The following is an 18,876-nucleotide window of genomic DNA, read 5'->3' as shown; positions in this document are numbered from 1 at the left end:
GAGAGGATAGAATATGACCAGAGAACAACAGCAAAGAACCAAAATCAAAATCTGTGGTCTGAAACGCCCGGAAGACATTACCTATGTAAATGAAGCAAAACCTGATTACTGTGGATTTATCATAGAATTTCCGAAGAGCAGCAGAAATGTTACAGGTGCATTGGTGAGAGAACTTACTGCAAAACTTAATCCGGACATTATCCCTGTAGGTGTTTTTGTAAATGCAGCACCTGAGCGTGTGGAGGAACTGCTTCTTGACGGAACTATCCATATTGCACAGCTTCATGGACAGGAAGATGAGGTATATATACGGAGAATCCAAAAGAATACAGGTCATCAGGTTATAAAGGCCTTTTCCGTAAAAACAGCTCAGGATATTGAAAATGCCCTGAAAAGTCCGGCAGATTATATACTGCTTGATCAGGGTGGCGGTGGAACCGGACAGACCTTTGACTGGTCACTGATCCCGGAGATAGACAGACCGTTTTTCCTGGCAGGAGGACTGGGTGCAGATAATCTGGAAACAGCCGTCCGGACTATTCATCCTTATGCAGTAGATCTGAGCAGTAGTGTGGAGACGGATGGAATGAAAGACAGAGATAAGATTTTGAAGGCAGTTCAATTGGTGCATATGAAATAAGATAATAATTCAGAAAGAACATAGAATACTCTGACCGACCATCTGACAGGCCAGGGATTACATACATAAAAGGAGGACATATACAGATGTCAAAAGGAAGATTCGGCATCCATGGAGGACAGTACATTCCGGAAACACTGATGAATGCTGTCATCGAACTGGAAGAAGCCTACAACCACTATAAAGATGACCCGGAGTTTAACGCAGAGCTTACAGAGCTTCTGAACGAATATGCAGGAAGACCATCCCGTCTCTACTTTGCATCCCACATGACAGAAGATCTGGGTGGAGCAAAAGTATACTTAAAGAGAGAAGACTTAAACCATACAGGTGCTCACAAAATCAACAATGTACTTGGTCAGGTACTTCTTGCAAAAAAAATGGGCAAGACCCGTGTCATTGCAGAAACAGGCGCAGGTCAGCATGGTGTGGCAACAGCAACAGCAGCAGCTCTTATGGGTATGGAATGTGAAATCTTCATGGGAAAAGAAGACACAGAACGTCAGGCATTAAATGTATACAGAATGCGTCTTCTGGGTGCAAAGGTCAATGCAGTTACTTCCGGTACTGCAACACTGAAGGATGCTGTTTCCGAGACAATGAGAGAGTGGACAAACCGTATTTCCGATACACATTATGTACTCGGTTCTGTAATGGGACCTCATCCGTTCCCTACAATTGTTCGCGATTTTCAGGCAGTGATCTCCAAAGAAATCAAAGAGCAGATCCTTGAAAAAGAGGGCAGACTTCCGGATGCAGTTCTTGCATGTGTAGGTGGCGGATCCAATGCAATCGGAACATTCTACAATTTTATCAATGACAAAGATGTCCGTCTGATCGGATGTGAGGCAGCAGGACGTGGCGTAAATACGGCAGAGACAGCAGCTACCATTGCAACCGGCAAACTGGGAATCTTCCATGGAATGAAATCTTATTTCTGCCAGGATGAATATGGTCAGATCGCACCTGTATATTCCATTTCCGCAGGTCTGGATTATCCGGGAATCGGACCGGAACATGCGCATCTCTATGATACAGGACGTGCAGAATATGTACCTGTCACAGACGAAGAAGCAGTAGAGGCATTTGAATATCTCTCCAGAACAGAGGGAATCATTCCTGCTATTGAGAGTGCTCATGCAGTAGCTTACGCAAAGAAAATTGTTCCGCAGATGAGAAAAGACCAGATCGTGGTCATTACAATTTCCGGACGTGGAGATAAGGACTGCGCAGCAATCGCGCGTTACAGAGGGGAGGATATTCATGAATAAGAGAATTACAGAAGCATTTGAAAAAGGAAAGGCATTTATCCCGTTTATTACCTGTGGAGATCCGTCTCTGGAAGTGACAGAGCAGCTTGTCTATGCAATGGAGGAAGCTGGTGCAGACCTGATCGAGCTTGGGATTCCGTTTTCTGATCCTACAGCAGAGGGACCGGTGATCCAGAGAGCAAATGAGAGAGCACTTTCAGGTGGTGTGACTACAGACAAGGTATTTGACATGGTGGTAAAGATCAGAAAGAACAGTTCTGTTCCTATGGTGTTTATGACTTATGCAAACGTGGTATTTTCTTACGGAACGGAGCGGTTTATTAAAACAGCTGCAGAAATCGGAATGGACGGTCTGATTCTGCCGGATGTGCCGTATGAGGAAAAAGAGGAATTTGACAGTGTTTGCAAGAAACACGGTATTGATCTGATTTCTCTGATCGCGCCGACTTCTCATGAGAGGATCGCACAGATTGCAAAGGATGCGGAAGGGTTTGTGTATTGTGTTTCTTCTATTGGTGTTACAGGAACAAGAACTAATATTACTACAGATATCGGGGCAATGGTGAAGCTGGTAAAACAGGCGAAAGATATTCATTGTGCAGTTGGATTTGGAATTTCTACGCCGGAACAGGCGAAGAAGATGGCAACACAGTCGGACGGGGCTATTGTGGGATCTGCTATTGTTAAGTTGTGTGCAGAACATGGAGCGGACTGTGTACCGTATGTGAAAGAGTATGTGAAAGCTATGAAGGATGCGGTAATGGAAGCTTAAATATTGAAAAGGGGACGCGCAGAAACATATTTCTGCGCTGTGTATTGGTATGAACTGGAGTAATTCGTATCTTTTACAGGAAAGACCTCAAAATTTGCAGAACTCCGTTTTCCCAGTAGGGCGGACAGGTATTTTTGGCGGCAGCCCGGACTTCGGGGCGGGAGTTGGAGACTGCGTAGCTGAGACCAGCATTCTGAAGCATTTCAATATCGTTGAGGTTATCTCCGAAAGTGCAGGTTTCGTCAGGTGAAATTCCCAGATATTCCTGAAGGAAAGCAACGGAAGGACCTTTGCCGGAACCTGGGGCAGTACAGTCCATCCATTCCTTGCCGGCGGCAGCCATAACTGTTTTGTCTTTCCAGGTGGGAGTGAATAAAGGGGCGCACATTTCCTCACAGGCGTTGGGGTGGTAGACAGCAAATTTGTTTACCTGCTGCCCCTCGAGTTTTAACATTTCCGGAACTTCATGGATATCATATCCGTAAGAATCTCTCAGCCAGTGAAACATCTGGCTGCCTCCGTCTTCTGCGAAACAGCGTTCAGGTGTGGAAATAAAATAATCACAGGAAGGCATATTCTCTCTTACCATAGAACACATTCCTTTCCAGATTTCGTCCGGCAGAGTATCCACTTTCAGAATCTCCTTCGGAGTCCGTACAACAGTTCCTCCGTCAGAGATATAAAGCAGTCTGTCTGCGACAGGGGCAAACAGTTTTCTCTCACTTCTGTACTGCCGTCCGGAGCATGCCACAAACACAATCCCCTTATTAATCAGTTTTCTGATAACCTCCATATACTCCCTGTCAATCGCCAGAGTCCCATCTTTTACCAAAGTTCCATCTATATCTGAAGCAATCAATTTAATCATATGAATAAGAAATCCTTTCTATAAAAATTTATTTTATAAATTCTCTTTGTAATAAGTTCCTTCTATAATAAATGTAATTCTCATTCTATCACGCCAAAATATAACTTGCCATAAAAAATTTAGAAAAATTGCAACTATTCACCAGTCCCGGTTCATGCGTTACCATCCTGCAAAATGTTCTGTGAGGAAATCTCATCTGCATAGCCTGTCGTTGCAAGGCGCATTACTGTGAACGAAGTGAGCAGTAACAGCCCGGCAGTCCCATAGCCCGCGAAACCGCACCTGAAAACAAAAATATTTCCTGCCGTCCCCAAACTTTTTTTGCACCATGAATCCCATTGACTTTTCCCCTCTTTTTTTTTATATTATATAAATAGAATTCCGCGTACCCATAAACCTACGCGTTCAAACTCTGAAAAAGAAGGAGGAATGCATAAAAATGGATAAGAAAATGCTCTTTGTTTTCAACCCAAAAGCAGGCAAAGGTAAGATCAAAGCAAACCTGCTTGATATAGTGGACATTTTTAATAAAGGCGGTTACGAAGTAATTATCTATTCCACACAGAAACCAAAAGATGCCTACGAGAAAGCCAAAGAATACGAATCCAAAGTAGATCTTATCGTATGCAGCGGCGGAGACGGGACTCTTGATGAGGTGGTTACCGGAGTAATGGAAAAGAAGAGCTCCATTCCCATCGGATACATTCCGGCAGGAAGTACCAACGACTTTGCAAACAGTCTCTTTATGCCGAAAAGCATGACAGATGCCGCTTCCATGATTATGGAAGAGAAACTTTATCACTGTGACATCGGCAGATTCAATAACCAGAGCTTTACATATATAGCAGCTTTCGGTCTTTTTACAGATGTAGCCTATCAGACAGATCAGGATCTCAAGAACATCCTTGGCCATGTAGCCTATCTTCTTGAGGGAGTGAAACGCCTTTTTGATATCAAATCATACCATATGAGAATTGAATCCGAAGAATTAACTGTGGAGGATGACTTCATCTTTGGAATGATCACCAATTCCCGTTCAGTGGGAGGGTTCAAGAACCTTACAGGCAAGAACGTGGATATGAATGACGGACTTTTTGAAGTCACCATGATCACAAGACCGAAGAATCCGCTGGAATTGCAGGAGATCATGACTGCAATGCTGACAGCAGAGGACAATACAGATCTGATCCATTCTTTTAAATCAGCCAGGGTGACCATTACCTCAGAAGAACCGGTACCATGGACTCTGGACGGTGAATACGGCGGCAGTCATACACAGATAGAGATTGAAAACTGCCACGAAGCACTGAATCTGTATCTGAAAAGTACAAAAAATGAGGAAACCAGATCAATTGGAATTTCCCCGTTAATAAATAAAAAGGAGAAATGAAATGGGTGAGTATATCAATGTAGTAGAGACATTCGGATGTGATGTGTTTAATGATTCTGTTATGCAGGCACGTCTGCCCAAGAAGGTATACAAGGAATTGAAAAAAACCATAGAAGAGGGCAAAGAACTGTCTATGGAGATTGCAGATGTAGTAGCACATGAGATGAAGGAATGGGCTATTGAAAAGGGAGCCACACATTACAGCCACTGGTTCCAGCCCCTTACAGGCGTGACAGCAGAGAAACACGATGCTTTTATCACAGCTCCGATGGATAACGGCAAGGTCCTGATGTCTTTCTCCGGAAAAGAACTGATCAAAGGTGAACCGGATGCATCTTCATTCCCGTCCGGTGGATTAAGAGCTACTTTTGAGGCGAGAGGATATACAGCATGGGACTGTACATCACCGGCATTTGTCCGTCATGATGCAGCAGGCGGAACACTCTGTATTCCTACTGCATTCTGTTCCTATACAGGAGAAGCCCTTGATCAGAAAACACCACTGCTTCGTTCTATGGAAGCAATCAACACCCAGGCACTCCGTCTGCTGAGACTTTTCGGAAATACAACTTCTAAGAAAGTAACTCCGTCAGTAGGAGCAGAGCAGGAATATTTCCTGATCGATAAAGAGAAATGGCTTCAGAGAAAAGACCTGATCTATACAGGCAGAACTCTTTTTGGAGCTATGCCTCCGAAGGGACAGGAAATGGATGACCATTACTTTGGAAGTATCCGTCAGAGAATTTCCGCATACATGAAAGAGGTAAATGAAGAATGCTGGAAGCTTGGAATTCCTGCAAAGACACAGCATAATGAGGTTGCTCCTGCACAGCATGAGCTTGCACCGATCTATGCACCGGTCAATATCGCAGCAGACCAGAACCAGATGATGATGCGTATCCTTAAAAAGGTTGCCAGTCGTCATGGAATGCGCTGTGTCCTTCATGAGAAACCATTTGCAGGTGTGAACGGTTCCGGTAAGCATAACAACTGGTCTCTTACCACAGATGACGGAATCAATCTTCTGGATCCGGGCAAAACACCTCATGAAAATATTCAGTTCCTTCTGGTCCTCACCTGTATCCTGAAAGCAGTAGATGAACATGCAGATCTTCTGCGTGAATCTGCGGCAGATGTGGGAAATGACCAGAGACTTGGCGGCCATGAGGCACCGCCGGCAGTGATTTCCGTATTCCTTGGAGAGCAGCTGGAGGATGTTCTGGAACAGCTGGTCAGCACAGGAACAGCAACTCACAGTAAAAAGGGAAGTAAGCTGGAAACAGGTGTTAAGACTCTGCCTGATTTCATGAAGGATGCCACAGACCGTAACCGTACTTCACCTTTTGCTTTCACAGGAAATAAATTTGAATTCCGTATGGTGGGCTCAAGAGATTCTATTTCCGCATGTAACGTAGTCCTGAATACGATCACAGCAGAAGTATTTAAGGAAGCATGTGACCGCCTGGAAAAAGCTCCTGATTTCGAACTGGCGGTACATGACCTGATCAAAGAATATGCCACAGATCATCAGAAGATCGTATTTAACGGAAACGGCTATGCGCCGGAATGGGAGGAAGAAGCTAAACGCCGCGGACTTCCGATCCTTCCGAGCATGGTGGATGCAATCCCTGCACTTACTACAGAGAAGGCAGTGAAACTCTTTGAATCTTTTGATGTATTCTCAAGAGCTGAGCTTGAATCACGTGCAGAGATTAAATATGAGATTTACTCTAAAGCAATCAATATTGAAGCAAAGACCATGATCGACATGGCAACCAAGCAGATCATTCCGGCAGTTATCAGATATACCACTGTTCTTGGCGAATCTATCAATACAGTGAAAACAGCGGGCGAAGGACTGATCGATGTAAGTGTACAGCTTGATCTGCTCAAGAAAGCATCAAAACTCTTAAAGGCTGCAAACAGTGCCATGAGTAAGCTGAGCAAACTGGTTGAGAAGATCCCGGAATATGCAGAGGGACGGGACAGAGCCGTATTCTGCAGAGAAAAGGTGGTTCCTGCAATGGAAGCTTTACGTGAGCCGGTGGATGAACTGGAAATGATCGTAGATAAGGAAATGTGGCCGATGCCTTCTTATGGAGATCTTGTATTTGAAGTATAATGTTGTAAAAATATAAAGAAGAATGCTATAATGAAAGGGTCGTGAATCTGTAAAAGATAAGCGGCCTTTTTCTATAACACAAACTGGACTATAATAGTTATATAAAGGAGAACTAAATGGAAGAACTGAAATTTCTGGAGGAGCAGCAGGTAGCTCCTGAACTGATAAAGAGAGTAGAAGAATTCCGCAGCCGGTATGAGGTGGCACCGGAGACCGCAGACAGGATTGTGAAACCATCCATTCCATTTTACGGAAAAGACATTCTGGAAATGGCCATTGCCGGATTGCTCAAAGGGGAGAACCTGTTACTCACCGGTCCAAAGGCAACAGGAAAAAATATCCTTGCAGAGAACCTGGCATATATTTTCAACCGTCCCGCATATAATGTTTCCTTTCATGTAAACACAAACAGTGGAGATCTGATCGGCACAGACACTTTCGTGGACAACGAAGTTAAGCTTCGCAAAGGAACTATCTATCAGTGTGCAGAATACGGTGGTTTCGGAATCCTTGACGAGATTAATATGGCAAAGAACGATGCAGTTTCCGTTCTCCATGCAACCCTGGATTATCGCCGTTCCATCGATGTCCCGGGCTATGACAAAATTGATCTTCATCCGGCTGCCCGTTTTATTGGAACTATGAATTACGGTTATGCAGGAACCAAAGAACTCAATGAAGCGCTGGTATCCAGATTTCTGGTCATAGACATGCCGGCTCAGACTGAAGAATCCCTGGAATTTATTTTCCGCCGGATGTTCCCGAATATAAAAGAAAACGCCAGAACACAGTTCATCGGAGTGTTCCTGGATCTTCAGCTCAAAGCCACAAACAGTGAAATTTCCACCAAACCTCTGGATCTGCGAGGTCTCCTTGCAGCCATGAAGATTGTAGAAACCGGACTTTCTCCGAGAAAAGCAGTTACTATGGGGGTGGTGAACAAGACCTTTGACATTTTTGAGAAAGAAATCGTAGAGGATATTGTGAAAACCAGAATTCCGGCAGACTGGACAAGGGATGATGTATATGAAAGATGAGAAAATCGTAGAAATCGACGATTACCGTCTGGAACTGGAAAACAGGATCCGCAATCTCCTCTGGACTATCAGCGGAGATTACACATTAAATATGAAAGTAGATGTTTCTCTGTATCTGCGCTCAAAAGCAATCGCTCTGTATGACGGCATCAAGCAGGGCGCTCTGGCAAAATATTATGACAGAAATCTGCTGGGTTTATATCTGGTAAAAAAAGTTTTCTGCCAGGCAGGAGAAGGAGAACTGACTGCAGTAGCACAGCTATGTGTAGAAGAAGCAATCGGGGACAAAATCTGTCAGGAACGTCCGGGAGTCCGGGAGATGCAGAAGGAAGCATTCGAGGATATCCTGGATCAGGAGTTTGAACAGATGCCCGCATACGGAGATATTCTTGGCCGATTGAAGATTGCCATCCTGCGTGACCGTTTACAGAATGGAAACCATTATGTAGAAGAGCGTCTTCGAAAAATCCGCGACATGGTTTACAAAGCCAGAACAGCTGCAGACACTATAGAACTGATCCGTATTATTGACAGTCTTTATAACACCATTATTGATCCGAATTTTGAGAAAGATCATGGAACACTGGAACAGGTTATGGCAGTCACCATGGAAGAACTGACAGAATACGACTGGGAAGATTTTCTTACAGAAGAACTCTATGAGGAAGCTCTGGAGAGTTACATTGAACAGATGACAAACAAAATCACGGACATGGAAGATACTGCTGTCACTGAAGAAATGGAAAAACAGCGCCAGACCAAACACAAAATTACAATTCTTACAGAGGAGGAACTCGAGAAAGCATACACCTATGTAGAGTTGAATTTCGGAAAAACTTATCTCACTCCAGCAGAAGAGAAGCGAATGAATTATCTGATGTGCAGGGAACTTCACAGGGACTGCAGCCTTTATTTTACAGAAGGAATTCTCAAGAATCCGGTGAAACGAAATTATCAGTACGAATATGCAGTGCGATTAAAGAATAAGAATATCTGGCTCTACCATGACAAACACAGGATTGTAAAGCAGAACATCGCATCCCTTACAGACCTTTTGCGAAAGACACTGGTGCTGAAAAGCGAGACGCAGGAAGTACTGTCAGACAGAGGAACGATCATTCCGTCCAGACTCTGGCGTGTGGGCAGAAGCAGTGAAGCAAATCTGTTTAAAAGAGAATTGAAATCTGATGCATCTGATTTCGTAGTAGATGTGCTGATCGATGCCAGCGGTTCCCAGATGTCCAGGCAGGGGGATGTGGCATTACAGGCTTACATCATCAGTGAAGCATTAAGTAATGTAAACCTGCCTCACCGTGTCATGAGCTTCTGCACATTCTGGGACTATACGATCCTTCACAGATTCCGCGAGTACGATGATCCACAGTCAGCTAATGAAAATATTTTTAATTATGTAACTTCTTCCAATAACAGGGATGGACTTGCCATCAAAACCGCAGGATACGGTCTGCTTCAGAGATCTGAGGAGAAAAAAATCCTCATTGTATTAAGTGATGGAAAACCATACGATGTGATCGTAAACAGACCTCATGCAAAGAATCCGGAACCTTATATGGGAAAATATGCAGTCAATGACACTGCAACAGAAGTACGGCATCTGCGAAACCTTGGAGTAAGTGTTCTGGGAGTGTTTGCAGGGGAAGAAAAGGACCTATCCACAGAAAAAAAGATATTTGGAAAAGATTTCGCATATATCCGGGATATTTCGAATTTTTCCAGAATTGTTGGGAGATACCTGATTAAACAGTTGGATTCGGATGAATAGACAGATAAAACAGGGCGAAAATATGCTGTTTGAACGTGCTGATATATTAAGAAATTATTAGATTAGCACGTCAATATGGTAAAGTGCATAAAAAACCAGTTTTTCACCTTGCCTTTTTGTACAAATTTCGCTATAATGTTTTATGTTTATAAATTAATACAAAAGGGAGAGGAAATCATGAACGAAAACAAAGAGTTTAAACCGTATATTCCGGCTGACAAGATCACACCAGAATTTACGGTGACATCCATCATCATGGGTGTTATCCTTGCAGTCATCTTCGGTGCAGCCAATGCTTATCTTGGTCTGCGTGTTGGTATGACTGTATCTGCTTCCATTCCGGCAGCAGTTATTTCCATGGGCGTAATTCGCAAGATCATGAAAAAGAACTCCATTCTGGAGAGCAACATGGTCCAGACAATCGGTTCAGCCGGTGAATCACTGGCAGCCGGTGCAATTTTCACAATGCCAGCTCTGTTCCTTTGGGCAGAAGAAGGACTTTGTGAAATGCCGGGTATCGTGGAAATCACATTAATCGCACTTTGCGGTGGTGTTCTTGGTGTACTTTTTATGGTACCACTTCGTAACGCACTGATCGTAAAAGAGCATGCAACACTTCTTTATCCGGAAGGAACTGCCTGCGCAGATGTTCTTCTTGCAGGTGAAGAGGGTGGTGCAAACGCTGCGACAGTATTCTCAGGTATGGGAATCGCAGCGATCTTTAAATTTGTCGTTGACGGTTTAAAGGTAATCCCTGCAGACGTTGCAGTAGCATTTAAAGGATTCAAAGGTGAAATTGGTATGGAATGCTATCCTGCACTTCTCGGTGTTGGATATATCGTAGGACCAAGAATCGCATCCTTTATGTTTGTTGGTTCTCTTATTGGCTGGATGGTGCTGATTCCGGTAATCTGTCTGTTCGGAGCTGATACAGTTATGTATCCCGGAACAGAAACAATTTCTGCTCTTTATGCAGCAGGCGGAGCAGCTAAAATCTGGAGTACTTATGTAAAATATATCGGAGCAGGAGCTATCGCAACAGGTGGTATTATTTCCCTGATCAAATCCCTGCCTCTGATCATTACAACCTTCCGTGATTCCATGAAGAGCATGAAAGGTGGCAAGAATACAAGTACAGAAAGAACTGCACAGGATCTTCCAATGAACGTTATCCTGATCGGTATTGTGGCAATGGTTGCGATCATCTGGCTTGTTCCTGCTATCCCGGTTAACCCGATCGGTGCGCTGATTATCGTAATCTTCGGCTTCTTCTTTGCAACTGTATCTTCCCGTATGGTTGGTCTTGTAGGAAGCTCCAACAACCCTGTATCAGGTATGGCTATCGCTACACTTCTGATCGCAACAATGGTTATCAAAGCATCAGGCAATACCGGTATCGACGGAATGAAAGCAGCAATTGCTATTGGTTCCGTAATCTGTATCGTAGCAGCGATCGCAGGTGATACTTCACAGGACTTAAAGACAGGTTATCTTCTTGGTGCAACTCCTAAGAAGCAGCAGATCGGTGAGCTTATCGGTGTTGTTGTTGCCGGTCTTGCTATCGGTGGAGTTCTTTATCTTCTGAACACTGCATGGGGATACGGAAGTGCAGAAGTACCTGCTCCTCAGGCAACTCTGATGAAGATGATCGTAGAAGGTATCATGGGCGGCAAGCTTCCATGGACACTGGTATTTATCGGTGTATTCCTTGCAATTGGTCTGGAAATCTTAAGAATTCCGGTTATGCCATTTGCTATCGGTCTTTACCTTCCAATCTACCTCAACGCTGCTATCATGATCGGTGGTGTTGTTCGTATGTTCGTTGACGGAAGAAAGAATGTTGATGATAAGACAAAAGAAGAACAGGCAACAGACGGTACACTTTACTGTGCAGGTATGATCGCAGGTGAAGGTCTTGTAGGCATCCTTCTTGCAATCCTTGCAGTAGTAAACGTAAGCAGTGTATTTGATCTCTCCGGAAGCATTAACCTTGGTAATGCAGGCGGCGTGATCCTGATGTTACTTATGATCTTAAGCCTTCTGAAATTCAGTATCTGGAACAAGAAGAAAGCCTGATCAGGCGGAGATGATAATATTTAAATGAGTAAAAAGAAAAAAGAATTACAGATCAATTATCTGGATCTCATTCCTGAGCGCAGTGCACAGCTTCGCTGGCATACTGATATCAGGGGGAGAATGGTGCTGGAAATAGAGAATAAGGGCGCGTTTAACACGATTGCCCAGAAGCTGTTTGGAAAACCCAGATATACGAAGATACATCTGGATGACAATGGCACATTTATCTGGCCACTCATAGATGGCAGGAAGACAGTGGAAGATATTGCTGCACTGGTAAAAGACGAATTTGGGGAGAAGGCAGAGCCTTTATATCCAAGGATCGTTAAATACTTCCAGATAATGGAGAGTTATCATTTTGTAAATTTTATCAATAAGCCTGAAAAATAAGGTAAGAATAAGAGCGGGAGCAGTCCTTCGTGGATTGCTGCCGTTCTTGTAGTTTACGGGGAAATAAATACGGCGCAGTGATAAAGTGGCATCATAGATGCATTTGAGTATAAAATGGCCTGAGAATATCGGCTTGAATTGTGGATAAATGCTGGCTGAAAAAGATACAATGCAAACGCTGTGCTCGAAGTGAATAAGAGATAGAAACAGGAGGCGAAAGATGAAGTTGGCAAATGGAAAGAAATCTAAATTACTGGAATACTTAATGATTATTGTGGGAACCGGACTGATGGCATTGGCAATCAATTCTGTATTTGATGCATCAGGAATGGTTACCGGCGGTTTTTCAGGTGTAGCGATTATCGTAAAGGCCTGGACAAAAGGAGTCATTGACGGTGGAATCCCGCTTTGGGTAACCAATATTGGACTGAATGTTCCACTGTTTCTGATCGGATGGAAGATACATGGTTTCTCTTTTGTAAAGAAAGCACTGATAGGAGAAATTTCTCTGTCTGTATGGCTGGCCTTTCAGCCGGTATGGAATCTTGCCGGTGATGACCTCCTGCTTGCGGCTCTTTACGGCGGTGTGATCCAGGGCGTGGGAATCGGACTCGTTTTTCTTGGCGGTGGAACGACCGGCGGAACAGATATGATGGCTGCAATTATACAGAAATATCTGAAACATTATTCAATTGCACAGATTATGCAGATTATAGACGCAGGCGTTGTATTGGTTGGTATGTACGTATTTGGTATCCACAAAGCATTATATGCGATCATTGCAGTATACCTGGTCACAAAAGTATCTGACGGTCTGATCGAAGGTCTGAAATTCTCCAAAGCTGCTTACATCATCACAGGAAAGCCGGATGAAATTTCAAATATGATCATCAATGACCTGGACAGAGGCGTAACCGGCATCAACGTAAAAGGAATGTACTCCGGACAGGACAAGCTGATGCTTTTTTGTGTGGTAAATAAAAAAGAAATCGTAATGTTAAAAGAAAAAGTAGATGAGATCGATCCGACAGCCTTTGTGATCGTGACAGATGCCAGAGAAGTCCATGGAGAAGGATTCATAGAGAAAAAGTAGAAAAAGAAGAGATAAGGTGAACACTCACAAAAAAATATACAAAAAATTGTAAATTTTTTAATCTTTCCTCTTTTATTTTTGGTAAATATATATTAAAATACAATACAGGTATAAGGTTTTATGGTTAAAACGGAATAACGTTACTGAGAACGTAGTGAACGGTAGCACGAACAATACTATAGATGAGAAGGGATTGAAATTGGATGATATCGAATCAGGTGCTTCAGAATACTCTTGAAGGGTTAAAAGAAATTTCCAGAACAGAATTTTGTGTACTCGACACAGAAGGCAAAGTACTCGCAAGTACTTTTGCAGATTTTTCCATCGCAACACCAGATGTGCAGGCTTTCGTGGAATCACAGGCAGACAGCCAGCTGGTAAAGGGATTCCAGTATTTTAAAGTCTGTGATGACTATCAGCTGGAATATATATTAGTTGCTCATGGTGATGATGAAGATACTTATATGGTAGGCAAGCTCGCAGCTTTCCAGATTCAGAATCTGATCGTAGCTTACAAGGAACGCTTTGACAAAGACAGCTTTATCAAGAACCTTCTTCTTGACAACCTGCTCCTTGTTGACATTTATAACCGTGCGAAGAAACTGCACATAGAAGCAGATGTACGCCGCGTTGTTATGATCCTCGAGATGCCTCATGAAAAAGACCACAGTTCCATGGAGAGCGTGAAAAGCCTTTTCGGTGGTAAGAGCAAAGATTTCATCACAGCCGTAGACGAGAAGAGCATCATTGTTGTCAAGGAACTCGATGAAGGTGAGAACTATCCGGAAATGGATCAGCTTGCACACACCATCCTTGATACCCTCGGAATGGGTAACGATGGCAAGACCCATATGGCATACGGTACCATTGTCAACGAACTGAAAGAAGTATCCCGATCCTATAAAGAAGCCCGCATGGCTCTCGATGTAGGTAAGATCTTCTTCGGAGACAAAGAAGTAATCGCATACAGCTCCCTGGGAATCGGACGACTGATCTACCAGCTCCCAATCCCGCTCTGTAAGATGTTCATCAAAGAAATCTTCGGTGGCAAATCCCCGGATGACTTCGATGAAGAAACACTGGTAACCATCGATAAATTCTTTGAAAACAGCCTGAATGTATCCGAGACATCCAGACAACTCTACATCCACAGAAACACACTGGTATACCGCCTCGACAAACTCCAGAAAAGTACCGGCTTAGATCTCCGTGTTTTTGAAGATGCCATCACATTCAAGATAGCACTCATGGTAGTACGATACATGAAATACATGGAGACACTGGAGTACTAATACAAATATACTGTAATGGAAACAAAACTTTAATGCCTGTCACAGCTTACACGTTGTGACAGGCATTTTGTTACTTTACAAATCTCTTTACACAGTGTATAGTTGAAATCTGGGATTAGAGAGCATTAAAACTATGAACATTCAATGAACCCACAAAAACCTCTTGCAATCCCCCAAAACATACATTACAATATTGTTACAAAAACATGAACCCTTTGGAGGACAAAACATATGATAGACCTTATAGATGTAAGTAAATCCTATGGCCCCGGCCTTCCGGCAGTAAACCATGCGAACTTACATATAGATAAAGGCGAATTCGTCTTCGTAGTAGGAAACAGCGGATCAGGAAAAACAACCCTGATCAAACTTCTTATGAAAGAACTGGATTCCACATCCGGCCAGACAATCGTAAGCGGTGAACGTCTGGAAGGAATGAAACACAGACGAGTGGCCAAATACCGTCGAAAATTAGGCGTAGTATTCCAGGATTTCCGTCTCCTGAAAGACAGAAACGTATATGAGAATGTGGCATTTGCACAGCGAGTAGTCAACCGCCCGACACGAGTAATCCGCAAACGTGTCCCTGAGGTACTTCAGGAAGTTGGACTTGCCGGCAAATACAAATCTTTCCCGGATGAACTTTCCGGTGGAGAACAGCAGAGAGTAGCACTGGCCAGAGCTCTGGTAAACCGTCCTGATATTCTTCTGGCAGACGAACCAACAGGTAACCTCGATCCTAAGACATCCGAGGAAATCATGAAGCTTCTGGAGCAGATCAATGACAGAGGAACCACAGTCCTTGTTGTAACACACAACAAAGAGATCGTAAATGCAATGAAGAAACGTGTAGTTACTATGCATGAAGGTTCCATAATAAGTGACGAGAAAGAGGGAGAATATCATGAGGCCTAGCACAATATGGTATACCCTGAAACAGGGTATCAAGAACATTAAGAGAAACTGGATGTTTTCCCTGGCATCTATCATTACCATGGCTGCCTGTATTTTTTTGTTTGGCATTTTCTTCTCTATCGTGAATAACGTAAACAATGTTGCTCATAAAGTAGAGCAGGAAGTCCCGATCACAGTATTCTTTGATGAAGGAACAACGAACAAACAGATCAAGGCAATCGGTAAGAAAATTAAGGAACGCCCGGAAGTAGAGAAAATTGAATTCACATCCGCTGATGAGGCATGGGAAGAATTTAAAGAGACATATTTCCAGGGATCTGAAGCGGCAGACGGATTTAAAGATGACAATCCGCTTGCAAACCAGGCAAACTACAGTGTATACATGAACGATATCACGAAACAGTCAGAGCTGGTTTCATATATAGAAGGGCTGAAACATGTACGTCTGGTAAATCAGTCCGAGGAAGCAGCCAAGACACTGGGAAATGTCAATAAACTGGTTTCCTATATTTCCATTGCAATCATAGCATTATTACTTATCATTTCTATTTTCCTGATCAGCAATACAGTATCTGTCGGTATTGCGGTTCGTAAGGAAGAAATCGGAATCATGAAGTACATAGGAGCGACCGATGCATTTGTAAGAGCTCCATTCCTTCTGGAAGGCATTGTGCTGGGAGTTATCGGTGCTGCTATACCGTTGGTCGGACTTTATTTCTGCTATAATGCAGCGGTATCTTATATTCTGAACAAATTTAATGTGCTGACCGGTGTGGTTGATTTTATCCCGGTATGGCAGATTTACCAGACATTGCTTCCTATAGGACTGGCACTTGGAATCGGAATCGGACTGATCGGAAGTTTCTTTACAACAAGAAAGCATTTAAGAGTATAATAAAAAGCAGATAAGCATGAAGCTGCCGGAACAATGATATCATATCATAAACCGGCGGCTTTTTTTACAGGAGTGCAGACATGAAAAATAAAGAATTTTGGAAAGGTGCAGTAGCAGGAGCACTGGTTGTGACGTGCATCGGTACAGGTGCCTTTGCGGGAACAGGTCTTGCAGCAAAAGGAACAGCTCTTGGTGATCGCAAGTGTACATCAAAGCTGGCATATCTTGAAGAGCTGATCGACAGATACTATCTGGGAGATAAGGATGAAAAAAAGCTTCAGGAAGGGCTTTATGCAGGTCTTCTCTATGGGCTGAATGATCCTTATTCCAGATATTATACAGCAGAGGAATACGATTCTGAGAATTCTTCCAATGAGGGAAGCTATGTGGGGATCGGCATTCTTATGGAGAAGAACAAAGAAGGCGGAGTAAAGATTGTTGAATGCTATGAGGGCGGTCCCGGAGAAAAAGCAGGACTGGAGGAAGGGGACATCATCAGTGCCATTGACGGGGAAGATATCACAGAGGATGAAGTATCTGATGTTGCAGACATTGTCCGCAATTCAGATAAAGACAGTGTGGTGCTTACTGTTCACAGAGAAGGTGCAGAAGATGCCATGGAAATCACAGTCCCTGTCACAGATGTGGAATTACCGTCTGTTTTCCATGAAATGCTGGATTCTAAAATCGGTTACATCCGCATTACACAGTTTACAGGCGTTACCGGCGAACAGTATCAGGAAGCTTTTGATGACCTGCAAAAACAGGGAATGGAGAAAATGATTGTGGATCTCCGCGATAATCCGGGTGGACTTCTTGATTCTGTCTGTGATGTCCTGCGGAAAATCCTTCCGGAAGGACTGATCGTTTACACCGAAGATAAGGACGGAAACAGAGAAGAGGAAAAATGTGATGGCAAAAACGAACTCCGGATTCCGCTTGCAGTCCTGGTAAATGAAAGCAGCGCCAGTGCATCAGAGATTTTTGCCGGTGCAGTGCAGGATTATGGTATTGGAACGATTGTCGGAACAACTACTTACGGAAAAGGCGTGGTACAATCCATCCGCCAGCTCTCAGACGGAAGTGCCATTAAACTGACTGTTGCCAACTACTACACTCCAAAAGGAAACAACATCAACAAAACAGGAATCAAACCTGATATAGAGGTTTCTCTGGATACCAGCCTGCTGAATAAGAATAAAGACGAGATCACCCATGATGAGGATAATCAGCTGCAGGAAGCGATTAAGGCAGTTGAGAAGGAAAAGTAGTTGTTTGGCTGATAGTTTGATGTTATACTGTATATATGATGTCAGGGTTGAAAGGTATTTTGCCCCTGACTTGATAGATAAGATGAAAAGCCCATTGCTGAGCAGGCAGCGGATTTGCTTTGTAACTGCGAAGACACTGAACAGTTAATGTGCAGAAAGTGAAAAATATCAGAAAAAGAGGGCGACAACATGAGCGAATATGTGATCACCACCGACAACAATTCAGATCTTCCTGAGGAATATCTCAAAGACCATGGAGTAGGCTGCATGTATCTCAGTTATTCCATGGATGGAAAAAATTATACGCATGGAAATTTCCTTCCGGAGCATGAATTTTATGAGGCAATGAGAAATGGTTCCATGCCAACCACAGCACAGGTAAATCCTGAAAATGCAAAAGCACTGCTGGAGCCTTACCTGAAAGAAGGAAAAGATATTCTTCATATTGCATTTTCCTCTGCTTTAAGCGGTACATACAATAGCAGCCGTATCGCAGCAGAGGAACTGATGGAGGACTATCCGGACCGCAAGATCATCGTGGTAGATTCTCTTGGCGCTTCCCTTGGTCAGGGGCTTCTGGTTTACCTTGCACAGGAGAAGAAAGAGCAGGGAGAAGATATGGAGACAGTTGCGAAATGGGCAGAAGAGAACAGGCTTCATATGGTACATCTTTTTACAGTCAACGATTTAAATCACCTATACCGCGGAGGTCGCATTTCCAGAACCACTGCAGTAGTAGGAAGCATGCTGAATATTAAACCGGTTCTTCATGTAGACAATGACGGAAAACTCACTGCCATCGGCAAAGTCCGCGGCCGTAAAAAATCCCTTCAGGAGCTGGTAAAGCTTATGGATGAGAAAATCGGCAGCTATCATGACACCTGCCATACCATATTTATCAGTCATGGCGACTGCGAAGAAGATGCAAATTATGTGGCAGAGAAAGTAAAAGAAAAATACCAGATCAACACGATTATCATGAATCAGGTAGGAGCCACCATCGGCGCTCACTCAGGTCCGGGAACAATGGCCTTGTTCTTTGTGGGAGATGAAAGATAAAT

Annotated in this window: 16 protein-coding genes; 15 read left to right on the top strand and 1 reads right to left on the bottom strand. The window is 43.4% G+C overall.

Translation table 11 applies throughout. From position 1 onward, the window contains the following. Nucleotides 1-13 precede the first annotated feature (13 nt). The 3 genes from ACTNC0_RS05315 to trpA all read left to right on the top strand — a co-directional run bounded on the left by ACTNC0_RS05315 (nucleotide 14) and on the right by trpA (nucleotide 2,683). Nucleotides 14-640 (top strand): phosphoribosylanthranilate isomerase, encoded by a 627-nt coding sequence (locus ACTNC0_RS05315; RefSeq protein WP_441086606.1) that lies wholly within the window; start codon nucleotides 14-16, stop codon nucleotides 638-640. 86 nt (nucleotides 641-726) lie between these two features. Continuing rightward, a complete protein-coding gene (gene trpB, locus ACTNC0_RS05310; protein WP_055058796.1) occupies nucleotides 727-1,911 on the top strand; it encodes a tryptophan synthase subunit beta in 1,185 nt (394 codons plus the stop codon). Then, entirely contained in the window at nucleotides 1,904-2,683 is a 780-nt protein-coding gene (gene trpA / locus ACTNC0_RS05305; protein WP_441086605.1) for a tryptophan synthase subunit alpha, read from the top strand. The genes trpB and trpA overlap by 8 nt, the downstream gene beginning before the upstream one ends. Nucleotides 2,684-2,756: 73 nt before the next feature. On the opposite strand, the gene ACTNC0_RS05300 is transcribed toward trpA, so the two are convergent. Next, nucleotides 2,757-3,551, bottom strand: a complete 795-nt coding sequence (locus ACTNC0_RS05300; RefSeq protein WP_441086604.1) for a Cof-type HAD-IIB family hydrolase — start codon at nucleotides 3,549-3,551, stop codon at nucleotides 2,757-2,759. A 439-nt stretch (nucleotides 3,552-3,990) separates the two neighbouring features. Between ACTNC0_RS05300 and ACTNC0_RS05295 the strand changes: the two genes are divergently transcribed. The 12 genes from ACTNC0_RS05295 (at nucleotide 3,991) to ACTNC0_RS05240 (ending at nucleotide 18,874) form a co-directional block, all read left to right on the top strand. Next, complete coding sequence (locus tag ACTNC0_RS05295) at nucleotides 3,991-4,941, top strand: diacylglycerol/lipid kinase family protein (RefSeq protein ID WP_055150387.1); 951 nt, start codon at nucleotides 3,991-3,993, stop codon at nucleotides 4,939-4,941. Nucleotide 4,942: 1 nt separating this feature from the next. Beyond that, nucleotides 4,943-7,063, top strand: coding sequence for a glutamine synthetase III family protein (locus tag ACTNC0_RS05290; protein ID WP_441032567.1), 2,121 nt, complete (start codon nucleotides 4,943-4,945; stop codon nucleotides 7,061-7,063). A gap of 116 nt (nucleotides 7,064-7,179) precedes the next feature. Beyond that, the gene (locus tag ACTNC0_RS05285) at nucleotides 7,180-8,100 is read left to right on the top strand and encodes an AAA family ATPase (protein ID WP_195565585.1); all 921 of its coding nucleotides are present in this window, start codon (nucleotides 7,180-7,182) and stop codon (nucleotides 8,098-8,100) included. Continuing rightward, nucleotides 8,090-9,883: a cobaltochelatase CobT-related protein gene (locus ACTNC0_RS05280; RefSeq protein ID WP_441086603.1), complete on the top strand. Its 1,794-nt coding sequence runs from the start codon at nucleotides 8,090-8,092 to the stop codon at nucleotides 9,881-9,883. Before ACTNC0_RS05285 ends, ACTNC0_RS05280 begins: the two co-directional genes overlap by 11 nt. Nucleotides 9,884-10,060: 177 nt before the next feature. Next, the gene (locus tag ACTNC0_RS05275) at nucleotides 10,061-11,959 is read left to right on the top strand and encodes an OPT family oligopeptide transporter (protein WP_441086602.1); all 1,899 of its coding nucleotides are present in this window, start codon (nucleotides 10,061-10,063) and stop codon (nucleotides 11,957-11,959) included. Nucleotides 11,960-11,983: 24 nt separating this feature from the next. Further along, entirely contained in the window at nucleotides 11,984-12,349 is a 366-nt protein-coding gene (locus ACTNC0_RS05270) for a PqqD family protein (protein ID WP_008707355.1), read from the top strand. A 220-nt stretch (nucleotides 12,350-12,569) separates the two neighbouring features. After that, nucleotides 12,570-13,442 carry a YitT family protein gene (locus ACTNC0_RS05265; protein WP_441086601.1) on the top strand — a complete coding sequence of 291 codons (873 nt, stop codon included), beginning with the start codon at nucleotides 12,570-12,572 and terminating at the stop codon, nucleotides 13,440-13,442. A gap of 203 nt (nucleotides 13,443-13,645) precedes the next feature. Continuing rightward, the gene (locus ACTNC0_RS05260) at nucleotides 13,646-14,734 is read left to right on the top strand and encodes a PucR family transcriptional regulator (protein WP_441086600.1); all 1,089 of its coding nucleotides are present in this window, start codon (nucleotides 13,646-13,648) and stop codon (nucleotides 14,732-14,734) included. A gap of 231 nt (nucleotides 14,735-14,965) precedes the next feature. Then, on the top strand, nucleotides 14,966-15,649 hold the full coding sequence (gene ftsE / locus ACTNC0_RS05255; RefSeq protein WP_117675169.1) for a cell division ATP-binding protein FtsE: 684 nt from the start codon (nucleotides 14,966-14,968) through the stop codon (nucleotides 15,647-15,649). Then, on the top strand, nucleotides 15,639-16,544 hold the full coding sequence (ftsX, locus tag ACTNC0_RS05250) for a permease-like cell division protein FtsX (RefSeq protein WP_441086599.1): 906 nt from the start codon (nucleotides 15,639-15,641) through the stop codon (nucleotides 16,542-16,544). The genes ftsE and ftsX overlap by 11 nt, the downstream gene beginning before the upstream one ends. A gap of 80 nt (nucleotides 16,545-16,624) precedes the next feature. After that, nucleotides 16,625-17,815, top strand: a complete 1,191-nt coding sequence (locus ACTNC0_RS05245; protein WP_441086598.1) for a S41 family peptidase — start codon at nucleotides 16,625-16,627, stop codon at nucleotides 17,813-17,815. 189 nt (nucleotides 17,816-18,004) lie between these two features. Further along, nucleotides 18,005-18,874, top strand: coding sequence for a DegV family protein (locus ACTNC0_RS05240; RefSeq protein ID WP_008707361.1), 870 nt, complete (start codon nucleotides 18,005-18,007; stop codon nucleotides 18,872-18,874). Nucleotides 18,875-18,876 lie beyond the last annotated feature (2 nt).

The organism is Blautia sp. HCP3S3_B11 (assembly GCF_052064435.1).
GTDB lineage: Bacteria > Bacillota > Clostridia > Lachnospirales > Lachnospiraceae > Blautia_A.
Note: the sequence above shows the minus strand (reverse complement) of the source record. Positions and strands in the feature narration are given on the sequence as shown.